We start from the raw sequence: 12,748 nt of genomic DNA on the forward strand, positions 1-12,748 counted from the left end.
TCTCTCTGAGATAGCATGTTCATCACCTCCCCAACACTGGTTGATGCTTTCTGAAACTGAGTCGTTGAATGAACAGTATTACCGGTAACGGGGCCTTTTTTATGGAGTCAGAGAGAAGCATGAAACGAATTGTACTGACATGTGCGGCACTGCTGCTCAGCAGCCCGGCGCTGGCAGAAGACTGCACCAACGCGAACACCCAAACTGAGATGAACACCTGCGCCGCTGAGCAGTTTAAAACGGCGGATGCAAAGCTCAATGATACCTATCAGAATGCGCTTAAGCGTGCAGCGCCCACTCAACGTGAATTACTGAAAAAGGCGCAAGTCGCGTGGATAACTCTGCGCGATGCTGACTGCGCGTTAATCAGCTCAGGTACGGAAGGCGGCAGCGTGCAATCGATGATCGCGAGCCAGTGTCTGACCGATAAAACCCACGAGCGCGAAGCGTTTCTCGCCTCGCTGCTGCAGTGTGAAGAAGGTGATTTAAGCTGCCCGTTACCGCCCGCCGGTTAACGCACGCGGATCCCTTCGATAATCATCCGCTGGACGTTCTCAACCGTTTGGTTAAAAAAGGCTTCATCGCGTAGTGTCGCACCCGTCACTGCTTCCACTTGTGGAGCAAAGTCGGCGTAGTGCTGGGTTGAAGCCCAAATCATAAAAATCAGATGATGCGGATCGACCGGAGCCAGTTTGCCGCTACTGACCCACCCGGCAATCAGCGCGGATTTCTCATCAATCAGCGTTTTGAGATCTCCCGTCAACTCGGTCATCAGCAGCGGCGCGCCTGCCAGCATCTCCATACAAAACAGCCGTGATGCCTGCGGGTAATCGCGGGAAACTTCCAGTTTGAGGCGGATATATTCTTTGATCGCCACCAGCGGCGCAAAGTCTTCACGAAAGGCCTTCAGCGGCGCCAACCAGATGTCGAGGATCTGGCGTAACACGGCAATATAGAGCACTTCTTTTGACGGGTAATAATAGAGCAGATTGGTTTTTGACACGCCCGCCTGCTCAGCCACCTGTTCAAGACGCGTTCCGTGGATCCCAAACTGGGAGAAGATATTTAGCGCCGCAGTTAAAATGGCCTGGCGTTTCGCGTTGACCGCCTGCGAGCGTTTACCTGTTTTTTTCTCTACGCCTTGAGCCATCCGCCCTCTCCTTGTTCTGAGGGCGTCAGCATAACAAATCATACGGTGAATGGATAAATTAAAGCGGTTACGGGAAGTGGTTACCGTGCAACCTTCAAACAAAAAAACCGCCGGATAATCCGGCGGCGGTGGCTTTGCGACGTCTGTCGTTGAACGCTCAGACGTCACGATATAGTTAACAGACAGCCTGGCAATTACGTTTTGTTATTGCCGTGGCTATTTTTGCCCCCTTTTTTGCCTGCCTCTGAAGCGCGTTGCGGGTCATTCTTGAAATTACCCCCGCTGTGCTGGCCACCTTTTCGACCTGCTTCTGATGCTCTTTCGCGGTCTTCCGCAAAGTTGCCGGAACCGCCTCGATGGTTTGCCATTACTGACCTCCGTCATTGATTAGACATCATATTGCATAGGTACTGAGGAGTGATACCTCACGCAAGCTGTGGGCAATGCCCTATGTTCGCTGCGTGGGATTAAGCATAGTGAAGACTGGCCTGACAACCGGCTAACGGTAATATTCTGCAACAGGTTTGCCGGTATTTGGCGAATAATCACCGCCGGAAATCAATAACCCTTTCTTATGACTAGCAAATCCAACCTGCTCAAAAATGTATCATTTTGCGACAAAATAGAACTGCCATTAAAATTGTTATAAATCAAAGAAATGATGGTGAAATTTGCACTCCTGGCAGTACGTCATATCTTTAAAGAGAGGTAGCGATTCGCTACACAGACGGTTAACTCGAGGAGTAGTGTAAAATGGCAAAAGTTCTGGTGCTTTATTATTCCATGTACGGACACATTGAAACGATGGCCCATGCAGTCGCAGAAGGTGCAAATAAGGTCGATGGCGCGGAAGTCATTATTAAGCGTGTGCCAGAAACGATGCAGCCTGAGATCTTCCTGAAGGCGGGCGGTAAAACACAAAATGCCCCTGTCGCGACCCCGCAAGAACTGGCTGATTACGACGCCATTATTTTCGGCACCCCTACCCGCTTTGGCAATATGTCCGGTCAGATGCGTACCTTCCTGGATCATACCGGTGGCCTGTGGGCTTCTGGCGGCCTGTACGGCAAACTCGCCAGCGTATTTAGCTCAACAGGAACCGGCGGCGGTCAGGAACAAACCATTACCTCAACCTGGACAACGCTTGCCCACCACGGGATGGTCATCGTTCCTATTGGATACGCCGCGCAAGAGCTGTTTGACGTCTCGCAAGTTCGCGGCGGGACACCGTACGGCGCGACCACCATTGCCGGGGCCGACGGCTCTCGCCAGCCAAGTCAGGAAGAATTGTCTATCGCCCGCTATCAGGGTGAATATGTCGCCGGTCTGGCAGTAAAACTCAACGGCTAATCTGCAACAGGAGGATTCGTATGCCAACTCAAGAAGCGAAAGCCCATCGCGTCGGTGAATGGGCGCGTCTGCGCAATACATCGTCGGAAATCGCCGAGGCTATTTTTGAAGTCGCCCATTATGACGAGAAACTGGCGGAGAAAATTTGGGAAGAAGGCAGCGACGAGGTGCTGATCAAAGCCTTCGAGAAAACGGACAAAGACTCACTCTTTTGGGGTGAACAGACTATCGAACGTAAAAACGTCTAGCATCATGACTCCCCCGTCTACACGGGGGAGTTTCTTGTTATTTCACTCTACTTTGCCGCCGCATTCAGCACGCTATCGAATTTATCGATCGGGCAGAAGCCATTCGCATCTATCGGGCAGCCTTTCAGTTCCAGCGTCACGCGCTGCGCGGGTGATTTCAACGTCAACACCTGTGCATCACGCAACTGCTGCGAGCTCTGATAAACATACTCGATTTTCATCAGATCCCGGTTAGCATTACTGTCATGCCAGCGCTGGAAGACAATCTTCCCGCCAATCGGCGTGCGTTCGTTCTGGTCATGCAGCTGATACGGTTTGAAATCCAGCGCGGTGAGTAATGACGCAATGTTGGAGTCGTGACCGACCAACACGGTAATTTTCGGCGCTTTTGTACGCTCGGTCACCAATGTGTTATCGATATATTTCACCAGCGGCCTGGCCACATTTTGCGCCACGGCCGGCGAGGTAAACAGGCTGTCCTGATAGCCATTTTTCAGCTTTGACAGCACCTTCCACTGTTGATCGGATTTGATCTCACCCCAGGCCACCTCATTTAGCGGGAACCCTTCGTAATATTGCAACGTGAACGCATCCACCAGCGAGTTACCAACCTTTAGCGGTCCTGAAACCCCAGGCTCCTGTTGGTACTTCGCAGTAAACGTGTCTTTGGCGTCGGTCAGTGAGCACTGCTGTTTTTCTTTACAGGATGGTGAGTCTTTGTAGTTTGTCATTTGCTCTAGCAACTGGTAGCTGTCGCTAAGCTGCATTTTGCTGCGCTCTTTTTCCATCGCCTGCACGGCCTGCTGACTAAAGGCGGCAGAGTCGTCAGTGATTACCGGGTTGAAGGTGGGATCCATGGTGCCCATTTTTTCCTGATGGTGCACGGGAACATCGCAGCCCGGGAACGCGCCGGTCACAAAGAACTGCGCCGTTGCGACCGTACGCTGCAGACTATTGGCGTAGGTATACACCGTGTCCGGGGCCGGACATTCACCGGATTTCACCATCCCCTGCTCTGCCAGCCATTCACGCATGTAATGGCCCATATAGATTTCCAGCACCTCGCCTTTGGTGGTGAGTTGACCGCCCGGCACATCCCATTGTGGCCACGGCTTCGGCGTCGATTGCTCCAGAACGCTGCCATTATTGGCTAAAGGTGCACGTAAGTTATGTCGGCTCATCATCAATACTTGCTGGAGTTGATAGCCCTCCGGCGCGGTCTGCGCCTGTGCGGCGGATGACAGTAATACGACCCCTGCCACGGCTGCGGCGATTAGTGATTTATTCATCCCTACGACCTCTTGTTGTTATCAATCACCACAGAGTGTGACAGAAACAAGACATTTTTCCGGGAACGCTTTCGCAAAAATGCAGGTGTAGTTAAGGGTTTATCTCAGCTGTAAAAAAATGCCGGGTTTCCCCGGCACGATATTCAGAACGTTTTTGCCCACCACAGCCGCAATTTCATGCCCCAGTAACTGGTCCAGCCGCTGGTTGTGGAGACCACGCGGCCTTGCGACATCACTACCAGCGTCGGCGTGACGCCAACCTCCCAACTGCGGGAGAGCGTGCCATCGGCGTCATTGATGACCGGGAAGTCCACACCTTTGCGCGACAGCCAGCGAGACACTTCCGCTTCACTGCCGGAGCGTAACGCAATGGTCATCACGTTCTCGCCTTCCCGCTGCAACCGGGCAACATCCGGTGTGGTGAAGCGACAAACGCCACACCAGCTGGCCCAGAAATAGAGCAGCACAGGTTCTTGTTGACTGAGCGCCGCCAAGGTAACGGTTTCACCCTCCAGCGTCTGCAATGGCGTGCTGTCAAAAGCGGTGGGGAGCGTGGGCGCTCGCCACGCATCCATCAGCAACATCGCGCCCGCAATCAGCACCAGTAAGATAAGCCCTTCGCGCAGCCAGCGGCGCAGTTTACTGAGCATTGGCCGCCGCCAGCTTTTCTTTGACCACGGCTTCCAGCGTTTCCCACGGTACGGCGCCTGGGATCAGTTCATCGCCGATGATCGTGGCAGGCGTACCGCGCACACCTACCAGCCGCGCCAGTTGCAGGTTGGTGCTCAGCGTTTCCATACTTTTATCATCCAATGTTACCGGGGTTGCCGCCGATTTTTCCTGTGCCTGTTTAATACTGGCAGCAGTATGGTAGCCTCTTTTCTGCATCAGTTTTTCATGTAACGCCTGGAACTGCTGCGGGTGCTCACGCCAGGTCATCAGTGCGGTGCGCGCCGACAGCACCGAGCTTTCACCTTTAAACGGCAGCGGTTTAATCACTACGGCTACGTCCGGGTACTTTTGCACAATTTTTTCCAGCATCGGATCCAGCTGCTTGCAGTACGGGCAGTTGTAATCGGTAAAGTTAATCAGCGTCAGTTTTGCCTGCTTCGCGCCAATGCGCGGACTGTCAGGATCGTTAAACAGCGCTTCCTGAATTAACGCTTCAATTTGCTTTTCCTGCTCCGGGGTAAACGGCGCGGGCTCTTGCGCCACACTGACGGCAGAAAACAGGGACAACAGCAGAACAATCAACAGTTTCATGGCGTGACTCCTTTAGCATCTACCAGCATGTTTAACACCGCATCGCGGGTTAACAGCGTCGGTAACGCCTGGCCTTCCGGCATGCCGGGGCCATAAATTTGGTTAAACGGCACAGCAACCTGGCCGCGTTTTTTTAGAAATTCGGTAATTGCTTCAGAGGGCAGCGTCCAGTCACCGCGCAGTGCCACCACATCTGGCTGCTGCAGGGCGGCCTGCACGTCTTCTTTATTCAAGACGTTGAATTTGTTGACCTTACAGGTAATACACCAGTCGGCGGTCACATCGATGAAAACACGTTTATGCTGAGCCAGCGCGTCGGTAATGGCCTGTTCACTAAGCGGCTGCCAGTTGACGCTCTCTTTGGCAGCACTTTGGCTGGTAAACCCCAGATGCGGGAGCAGCAACGTTGCCAGCCAGATGGCTGAACCGAGCATCATCACCCCGAGCAAACGCCGCAGGATAGCCATCCAGCGTCCCGGACGCGGTAAACGCAGCGCCAGACCCGGGCGCAGAGCCACCAGCAGCCACGGTAAACTCATTCCCAGTCCTAGAGCCAGAAACAGCCCCCACAGCGTGGGTAGTGAAGCCGTTAGCGCCACCGCCACAGCCGTACCCAGGAACGGCGCACTGCACGGCGTGGCAAGCAGCGTCGCAAACGCGCCCTGCCAGAAATGACCGGCCAGGCCATTGCCACCGTGGGTCGCCAGCGTAGTGGTCATCTTTGAAGGTAAACGGAATTCAAACAGCCCGAACAGGCTGGCACTGAACGTCAGCATCACCAGCACCATCACGCCGATAAACCACGGACTCTGGAACTGGATCCCCCAGCCGAGTGCCTGATTGGTCATCCGCAGCACCGTCATCAGCGCGGCCAACGCCATAAAGGAGACCACTATTCCGGCCACCGAAGCCAGAAACTGGCGGCGAACCTGGCGACGGCTTTTCTCCTCGACGAGTAAAATTGAACCCAGCTTCATCCCAAGAACCGGCAGCACGCAGGGCATCAGGTTGAGGATAAGCCCGCCCAGAAGCGCCATCAACACCACCTGCCACAGCGGGAGCGCCGCGCTTTCTGCTGCCGGCGCGTCACCAATGACAAGACGACTTTCCTGAGCGACACCGTTATCTGCCAGCACCAGCGTGAGCGATTTACCGCGCAGATCCGGCGCACCCTCACCCCAGCTGTCATGCACCGGGATCGTGGCGCGCAGCGTTTCACCCTCCACGCGCATTGTCGGCATGCCAAAGTCCGCCTCATCGACAGTATCCAGGTACAACCCCGGTGTAGACCAGCCGCCCTTACGCTGCGCCTCGACGACCAGTTCTCCGGCGCGCGCCCCGGCGTGCAGAGAATCCGTCAGACCACTGGCAAGTGGGATCTGCCCCATGGCCTGTGCATAGTCATGGGCAAAGGTGGCGTCCAGGACAGAAGGCGTCACAGAAAAGGGATAATCTGTCAGCAGACAAACGTTGCTACAGGTCGACAGCGTCAAAACGCCGTTCAGCGTAGCCGGTGACGTACCGCGCACCACCATCGGGAACGTCACCCGATCGTGATAGCCCTGGGTAGTAATGTTGGCGACTTCAAAACGCGCAGGCGTGGGCCAGAACCAGTCCACGGTTGGCATGGCGCCCTTCCAGGCAATAGACGGCGCGACGCCGCCCTCGCCCGGTGAGCGCCAGTAGGTTTTCCAGCCATTCTCAAGTTTGACGTCCAGCAGCAGCCGGGTTTCCCCCTCGGCGGACGTATCGGCACGCAGCCGCACACTGGCATGGTCATTCTCGGCTGAGCGCAGCCAGCCGATATCAGCCGCCCAGGATACGGGCAGCCATAGCAATAACAGACAGAGCAGCGCCTGCCTGAAAACAGTCATCATATTTTTTCTCCGTGAATAATTATCTAACAGTCAGCAACGGCTGCTCTGTCATTCACGGAAGACGCAAAACCTGAGATGAACCCGCAGAGTGGGCGGCGAGATAGCTCGCGGTGGGAAAAACGGCAGACGAAAAACCCGCACCGGCGCCAGTAGCGACAGAAGCAGGCAAAGCACCAGAATGGCACCTTCAAACAGCACCGGAGGCGAAGCCAGCAATGACTTCGCACTCAGTTCGCAAGGGGTCACGGGTGAGGCGTCATCAGCCTCTGTTTGCGCGCTGGCAACAACGGTTGCGGCAGTGGTGTTCATCTGCAACGCGTGCAGACCCGCCATGCGCTGCGCGGTGCATACCATCACCACAACACATGCCAGGCACAGGAACCACCATCCCATCCGTTGACGTTTTGCCATTTTACCCTCACTGATTGACGCGGTTATCTTAGCTACTGGCGAGGTTTTGGCAACCTTTACGCTGTAAAGTTATGTCGGTGCAGGACATTCATCCGCCCTGCTTGTATGTCATGGAAACAAATAATCGCCACCGTAAAATATAACGAGGGAAATCTTTCGCCATTTCCGATGACTCCAAAAAAAATAATTCACCCAGGCATTTAAATACGTTATTAAAAAGCATCCATGCGTAAATCAAAGTAAGGAGCAGCGCATTATAAAATAAATGCTTTATTATAATGATGGCGTAATGGACATCGCGTTCATTATAAACATCTTTGTTTATAATATGTTATTTAGAGTATATGAAAATGAAAAAATATCTACTCCCGCTGATCGGGTTGCTGTTTACCGTGAGTGCTCAGGCCGCAACATTTACCGATGGAAAAGAATTTATCACGCTGGAAAAAGCCGTACCGTCAGCGCCTGCTGCACTGAAGTTTTTCTCCTTCTACTGCCCCTCTTGCTATCAATACGATGAGGTCCTGGAAGTTACTGATAATGTGAAAAAAGCCTTACCTGAGGATGTTAAACTCACCGAGTACCACGTCGACTTTTTAGGTCCTCTGGGAGCCGATATGACGCACGCCTGGTCTGTCGCCATGCTGTTAAATGTAGAAGATAAGGTTAAACCTTTACTTTTTGATGCCGTACAGAAGAAACAGTCGATTAAAACCGCTGATGATATTCGCAACGTGTTTATCCAGGCAGGCGTGAGCGCCAGCGATTATGATGCCGCATGGAATAGCTTTGCGGTGAAATCACTGACCGCTAAACAGCAAGAATTGGCTAAAGCCGTCGATTTGAAAGGCGTACCGGCTATCTTCATTAACGGCAAATATATGATTAACCCGAAAGGATTAAATTCCGATAACGTGAATGCCTTTGTGCAGAACTACGCAGAGACGGTCCGTTTTCTTATTACCAAATCCTGATCATTAATATTGCACGACGCACCACCAACAGAAACCATCTGCTACCGTTGGTGGTGCACAATGTCCGATTCATGCCGTCAGGCGTCACTGTTTTCGTCCCTTTCATAGTTGGCATTCGCACTTTTCAGGATTACCCTAAACTTACGGTGATGCCTTTCCCGAGGGGTATCCTTCTTCATGGGTTGATTCATACGAGATAACACTATGGAATTAAAGGATTATTACGCCATCATGGGCGTGAAACCGACGGACGATCTCAAAACCATCAAGACCGCCTATCGTCGACTCGCCCGCAAATACCATCCTGACGTCAGCAAAGAAACCGACGCCGAAGCACGTTTTAAAGAGGTTGCTGAAGCCTGGGAAGTCCTAAGCGATGAACAACGTCGTGCCGAATACGATCAGTTGTGGCAGCACCGCAACGATCCGCAGTTCAGCCGTCAGTTCCAGCAAGGTGAAGGTCAGAGCTACAACGCCGAAGATTTTGACGATATTTTCTCCTCCATTTTTGGTCAACACGCTCGCCAGTCGCAACAGCGCCACGCCCGTCGTGGGCACGATATCGAAATCGATGTGGCCGTGTTCCTCGAAGAAACCCTTGCTGAGCATAGCCGCACCATCAGTTACTCCCTGCCGGTCTACAATGCGTTTGGCCTGGTAGAGCGAGAGATCCCCAAAACGCTGAATGTGAAAATTCCAGCAGGTGTAGGCAACGGCCAGCGCATCAGGCTGAAAGGCCAGGGCACGCCCGGTGAGAACGGTGGCCCGAACGGTGATTTGTGGCTGGTGATTCATATCGCGCCGCATCCGCTATTTGATATCGTCAATCAGGACCTGGAAATTGTCGTGCCCCTTGCCCCATGGGAAGCCGCACTGGGCACAAAAGTGACCGTGCCAACACTCACAGAGAGTATCCTGCTGACGATCCCACCTGGCAGCCAGGCCGGACAACGATTACGCATCAAGGGCAAAGGGCTGGTGAGTAAAAAACAGACCGGCGACCTGTACGCGGTGATCAAAATTGTGATGCCACCCAAACCTGACGACAACAGCGCCGCCTTGTGGCAACAGCTGGCGGACGCGCAGAAGACCTTTGATCCACGCAAAGAGTGGGGGAAAGCATAATGGCTAACGTTACCGTCACTTTTACCATTACCGAGTTTTGCCTGCATACCGGCGTTTCCGCCGAGGAGCTGACTGAGATTGTCGGCCTGGGGATGATCGAACCCCGCGAAGATGAAAGCGCCCACTGGCAGTTTGACGATCGCGCGTTAGGCGTCGTACGGCGGGCTTTGCGTTTACGTCAGGAACTGGCGCTTGACTGGCCGGGGATAGCCGTTGCGCTCACGTTACTGGAAGAGAATGCGCAGTTGCGTCAGGAAAATCACCTGCTGCGCCAGCGTTTGTCGCGCTTTGTCACGCATTTATAACGAATTGAGATTAACGCCCGATTGATAACGTGAAATACCACGGGTAAGCGACGAATTCAGCGCTTACCCGTGTAGTCAGGATTTATCCGTCTTGCCGAACAGCAACGCCGTGTAGTGGGTGTTCACTTTGCCACTGCGTTTACCGTCTGGTCCAAAATATCGGTCATCCCGGCACAGACGCTCAGTGGTGTCGCAGAACAGACCGCCCTGGAAGGTAAAGGCCGTCGTGTCAAATTGTCCGGCCGCTGCCAGTTTATCACCCTGCTTCTTTCCGACATACTTCGTGGTCAGCGCCACCGACAAGCCGTGCTCATCCGCACAGATATATTTGTCGCACAGTACGCCCGCGACAGGGCTGTGTGGTCCGGTGGTCGCGGCGTACGCGGGCAGTGACAGGATACCAACTGCCAGCAGGCTACCAATTTTTATCATCATACTCTCCCTATATTCTTCGCCTGATGTGATTAATATTGTACACCAGAAACCATCTATAACCATGAGCTACAATTATATTACTTTTAGATAATCAGCTGCGCGCTTGATGACAATAATGTGCAAAGGTTTACTATAAACCTGTCTTTTTTAGCAGGGAATTAAAATGAACAAAACAAAAGGCGTAATGATTCTGCCCCTGACATTCGCCCTGTCGGCGTGTGCTTTAAATACGATAGTGCAAGTATAACTCGCCATCACATATTGGGTGAACCTGAATTTAAATAACGTACTCTGTTACCTGTAATTCACTTGCTAAATCATTAGCCAAAATAGGCTTTATCCTTCTTATGCCTGATCGCCTCATGCTATTTATCGATGACATCCCTCCCCTGCATACAATGCAAATTACTGTGTACGTCAAAATTATTCAGGGATTACTATGAACAGAAAACGCTTACTGCTGATACCATTGTTTTTTAGTGTCGCAATTATCACCGCGTGTGACAATCAATCCTCAGAAAAAAATATCACCAGAGAACCCGAAGTTGGGATTATTACTCTGAAACCCTCTTCCGTTGATATTAAAAGTGAGCTTCCGGGCAGGGCCGTATCGTTCGAAATTGCTGAGATCAGACCGCAGGTCAGCGGTATAATTATTAAGCGGGATTTTATTGAGGGTGATAAAGTCAGCAAAGGTGAATCGCTCTACCAAATTGATCCGGCGCCTCTGCAGGCAAAACTCGATGCGGCCAAAGGCGCTCTGGCAAAAGCGCTGTCCACTTCCAATAATCTACGTTTAACATTCCAGCGCCAGTCAGCTTTATTAAAATCCAATTACGTCAGTCGTCAGGATTATGACACCACGCGTTCACAGCTTAATGAAGCTGACGCTAACGTTGCCGTCGCCAGAGCGGACGTCGAGCAGGCCGCCATTAACCTTCATTACGCCAATGTCACCTCGCCTATCGATGGCATTAGCGGCACGTCTTCCGTTACCGTTGGCGCACTGGTCACCGCGAATCAGGAAAGCGCGCTGGTCACCATCCAGCAATTAGACCCAATTTACGTCGATTTAACCCAGTCGGTGCAGGACTTCTTACGCCTGAAAGAAGAAAAATCCAGTGGAAAAATCGCCCAGGAAAAAGGCCAGATCCCGGTTGAATTGATGCTGGAAAATGGCAAACCCTACCGCTATACCGGGGCGCTGCAGTTTTCCGATCCCGCCGTCGATAAAGTCACTGGCTCCGTGACCCTGCGCGCCATCTTCCCGAATCCTGACGGCGAGATTTTACCCGGTATGTACGTTACGGCTTTACTGGATGAAGGTCGCCAGCAGAACGTTCTAATGGTTCCTCAGCAAGGGGTTACCCATAACGAGCAGGGAAAGGCGACTGCCCTGATCCTCGACCAGAAAAACAGGGTGCAACTGCGCGAAATCAACGCAGTAAAAGCTGTCGGTAACCAATGGTTAGTGACCGCAGGATTACGTCCCGGCGACCGGGTTATTGTTTCCGGATTACAACGAATCCGTCCGGGAATGAAAGCCCGGGTTCTCTCTTCGCCATCAAACAGCCCTGACACGGTAACCGAACAGTAATATTTCAGGTATTAAGGACACCTTCTTCATGGCTAACTTTTTTATTGAGCGCCCGGTTTTTGCCTGGGTGCTGGCAATTATTCTGATGTTTACCGGGGGGATCGCTATTATGAACCTGCCGATCGCCCAATATCCGCAAATAGCGCCCCCGACGATTACGATTAACGCCGCCTACCCTGGCGCAGACGCAAAGACCGTAGAAGACTCCGTCACTCAGGTGATTGAACAAAATATGAATGGTCTTGATGGCCTGATGTACATGTCGTCCACCAGCGACGCGGCAGGCAATGCGTCAATTATCCTGACGTTTAAAACCGGCACATCACCCGATATTGCACAGGTTCAGGTGCAGAATAAACTGCAGTTGGCGATGCCCTCCTTGCCGCAGGAGGTTCAGCAACAAGGGGTCAGCGTGGATAAATCCAGTAGCAATATCTTAATGGTTGCCGGCTTTATCTCGGATAACAACAGCCTGAGCCAATATGATATTGCTGACTATGTTGCCTCAAACATTAAAGATCCTCTCAGTCGTACTGCCGGGGTGGGGAGCGTGCAATTATTCGGTTCACAATACGCCATGCGCATTTGGTTGGATCCGCAAAAACTCAACAAATATAGCCTCACACCGCAGGACGTTATTGCGCAAATTAAGATACAGAATAATCAGATATCGGGGGGACAACTGGGGGGGATGCCTCAGTCGGTGATGCTGCCAACTTACTGA

General features: G+C 52.5%; 15 protein-coding genes and 1 pseudogene. 8 read left to right on the forward strand and 8 right to left on the reverse strand.

All coding sequences use genetic code 11. The features are described 5' to 3' along the window. Positions 1–119: 119 nt before the first annotated feature. Positions 120–515 (forward strand): lysozyme inhibitor LprI family protein, encoded by a 396-nt coding sequence (locus FDW95_RS20475; protein ID WP_115259968.1) that lies wholly within the window; start codon positions 120–122, stop codon positions 513–515. On the opposite strand, the gene rutR is transcribed toward FDW95_RS20475, so the two are convergent. Both rutR and FDW95_RS20485 read right to left on the reverse strand, forming a co-directional pair. Beyond that, positions 512–1,150, reverse strand: a complete 639-nt coding sequence (gene rutR, locus FDW95_RS20480) for an HTH-type transcriptional regulator RutR (protein ID WP_096757607.1) — start codon at positions 1,148–1,150, stop codon at positions 512–514. The genes FDW95_RS20475 and rutR overlap by 4 nt on opposite strands. Before the next feature lie 194 nt (positions 1,151–1,344). Then, positions 1,345–1,518, reverse strand: coding sequence for a general stress protein (locus tag FDW95_RS20485; RefSeq protein WP_096757608.1), 174 nt, complete (start codon positions 1,516–1,518; stop codon positions 1,345–1,347). Between the two features lie 385 nt (positions 1,519–1,903). Here FDW95_RS20485 and wrbA point away from each other — a divergent pair, with 385 nt between their 5' ends. Beyond that, entirely contained in the window at positions 1,904–2,500 is a 597-nt protein-coding gene (wrbA, locus tag FDW95_RS20490) for an NAD(P)H:quinone oxidoreductase (RefSeq protein ID WP_115258898.1), read from the forward strand. A 20-nt stretch (positions 2,501–2,520) separates the two neighbouring features. Further along, a complete protein-coding gene (locus FDW95_RS20495; RefSeq protein ID WP_115258899.1) occupies positions 2,521–2,748 on the forward strand; it encodes a YccJ family protein in 228 nt (75 codons plus the stop codon). A gap of 47 nt (positions 2,749–2,795) precedes the next feature. Here FDW95_RS20495 and agp read toward each other — a convergent pair whose 3' ends face one another. The 5 genes from agp to FDW95_RS20520 form a co-directional block, all read right to left on the reverse strand. Further along, complete coding sequence (gene agp / locus FDW95_RS20500) at positions 2,796–4,037, reverse strand: bifunctional glucose-1-phosphatase/inositol phosphatase (protein WP_115258900.1); 1,242 nt, start codon at positions 4,035–4,037, stop codon at positions 2,796–2,798. A 143-nt stretch (positions 4,038–4,180) separates the two neighbouring features. Next, complete coding sequence (locus tag FDW95_RS20505; protein WP_137363597.1) at positions 4,181–4,687, reverse strand: protein disulfide oxidoreductase; 507 nt, start codon at positions 4,685–4,687, stop codon at positions 4,181–4,183. After that, a complete protein-coding gene (locus tag FDW95_RS20510; protein WP_096757613.1) occupies positions 4,677–5,300 on the reverse strand; it encodes a DsbA family protein in 624 nt (207 codons plus the stop codon). Before FDW95_RS20510 ends, FDW95_RS20505 begins: the two co-directional genes overlap by 11 nt. Beyond that, the gene (locus FDW95_RS20515) at positions 5,297–7,177 is read right to left on the reverse strand and encodes a protein-disulfide reductase DsbD domain-containing protein (protein WP_115258902.1); all 1,881 of its coding nucleotides are present in this window, start codon (positions 7,175–7,177) and stop codon (positions 5,297–5,299) included. Before FDW95_RS20515 ends, FDW95_RS20510 begins: the two co-directional genes overlap by 4 nt. A gap of 48 nt (positions 7,178–7,225) precedes the next feature. Beyond that, positions 7,226–7,588: a copper resistance protein gene (locus FDW95_RS20520; protein ID WP_115258903.1), complete on the reverse strand. Its 363-nt coding sequence runs from the start codon at positions 7,586–7,588 to the stop codon at positions 7,226–7,228. Between the two features lie 350 nt (positions 7,589–7,938). On the opposite strand from FDW95_RS20520, the gene dsbA reads away from it, so the two are divergent. The 3 genes from dsbA (at position 7,939) to cbpM (ending at position 9,992) form a co-directional block, all read left to right on the forward strand. After that, positions 7,939–8,562, forward strand: coding sequence for a thiol:disulfide interchange protein DsbA (gene dsbA, locus FDW95_RS20525; protein WP_115258904.1), 624 nt, complete (start codon positions 7,939–7,941; stop codon positions 8,560–8,562). Positions 8,563–8,766: 204 nt separating this feature from the next. Next, positions 8,767–9,687, forward strand: a complete 921-nt coding sequence (gene cbpA, locus FDW95_RS20530) for a curved DNA-binding protein (RefSeq protein WP_096757617.1) — start codon at positions 8,767–8,769, stop codon at positions 9,685–9,687. Further along, complete coding sequence (gene cbpM, locus FDW95_RS20535; RefSeq protein ID WP_115258905.1) at positions 9,687–9,992, forward strand: chaperone modulator CbpM; 306 nt, start codon at positions 9,687–9,689, stop codon at positions 9,990–9,992. The genes cbpA and cbpM overlap by 1 nt, the downstream gene beginning before the upstream one ends. 75 nt (positions 9,993–10,067) lie before the next feature. Here the strand turns inward: cbpM and FDW95_RS20540 are convergent, their stop codons facing one another. Next, complete coding sequence (locus FDW95_RS20540) at positions 10,068–10,427, reverse strand: YcgJ family protein (protein WP_096757619.1); 360 nt, start codon at positions 10,425–10,427, stop codon at positions 10,068–10,070. 439 nt (positions 10,428–10,866) lie between these two features. Here FDW95_RS20540 and FDW95_RS20545 point away from each other — a divergent pair, with 439 nt between their 5' ends. Further along, positions 10,867–12,024 (forward strand): efflux RND transporter periplasmic adaptor subunit, encoded by a 1,158-nt coding sequence (locus tag FDW95_RS20545; protein WP_115258906.1) that lies wholly within the window; start codon positions 10,867–10,869, stop codon positions 12,022–12,024. A 28-nt stretch (positions 12,025–12,052) separates the two neighbouring features. Then, positions 12,053–12,724 (forward strand): annotated as a pseudogene (locus tag FDW95_RS20550) (efflux RND transporter permease subunit); the annotation flags it as partial. Positions 12,725–12,748: the final 24 nt, after the last annotated feature.

It is taken from the genome of Citrobacter sp. wls718, assembly GCF_005280945.1.
Taxonomy (GTDB): Bacteria; Pseudomonadota; Gammaproteobacteria; order Enterobacterales; family Enterobacteriaceae; genus Citrobacter; species Citrobacter gillenii.

Bases quoted from the DNA above. Each gene is read 5' to 3' on its own strand.
- FDW95_RS20475 (WP_115259968.1), top strand. From the start codon at position 120: ATGAAACGAATTGTACTGACATGTGCGGCACTGCTGCTCAGCAGCCCG.
- rutR (WP_096757607.1), bottom strand. From the start codon at position 1,150: ATGGCTCAAGGCGTAGAGAAAAAAACAGGTAAACGCTCGCAGGCGGTC.
- FDW95_RS20485 (WP_096757608.1), bottom strand. From the start codon at position 1,518: ATGGCAAACCATCGAGGCGGTTCCGGCAACTTTGCGGAAGACCGCGAA.
- wrbA (WP_115258898.1), top strand. From the start codon at position 1,904: ATGGCAAAAGTTCTGGTGCTTTATTATTCCATGTACGGACACATTGAA.
- FDW95_RS20495 (WP_115258899.1), top strand. From the start codon at position 2,521: ATGCCAACTCAAGAAGCGAAAGCCCATCGCGTCGGTGAATGGGCGCGT.
- agp (WP_115258900.1), bottom strand. From the start codon at position 4,037: ATGAATAAATCACTAATCGCCGCAGCCGTGGCAGGGGTCGTATTACTG.
- FDW95_RS20505 (WP_137363597.1), bottom strand. From the start codon at position 4,687: ATGCTCAGTAAACTGCGCCGCTGGCTGCGCGAAGGGCTTATCTTACTG.
- FDW95_RS20510 (WP_096757613.1), bottom strand. From the start codon at position 5,300: ATGAAACTGTTGATTGTTCTGCTGTTGTCCCTGTTTTCTGCCGTCAGT.
- FDW95_RS20515 (WP_115258902.1), bottom strand. From the start codon at position 7,177: ATGATGACTGTTTTCAGGCAGGCGCTGCTCTGTCTGTTATTGCTATGG.
- FDW95_RS20520 (WP_115258903.1), bottom strand. From the start codon at position 7,588: ATGGCAAAACGTCAACGGATGGGATGGTGGTTCCTGTGCCTGGCATGT.
- dsbA (WP_115258904.1), top strand. From the start codon at position 7,939: ATGAAAAAATATCTACTCCCGCTGATCGGGTTGCTGTTTACCGTGAGT.
- cbpA (WP_096757617.1), top strand. From the start codon at position 8,767: ATGGAATTAAAGGATTATTACGCCATCATGGGCGTGAAACCGACGGAC.
- cbpM (WP_115258905.1), top strand. From the start codon at position 9,687: ATGGCTAACGTTACCGTCACTTTTACCATTACCGAGTTTTGCCTGCAT.
- FDW95_RS20540 (WP_096757619.1), bottom strand. From the start codon at position 10,427: ATGATGATAAAAATTGGTAGCCTGCTGGCAGTTGGTATCCTGTCACTG.
- FDW95_RS20545 (WP_115258906.1), top strand. From the start codon at position 10,867: ATGAACAGAAAACGCTTACTGCTGATACCATTGTTTTTTAGTGTCGCA.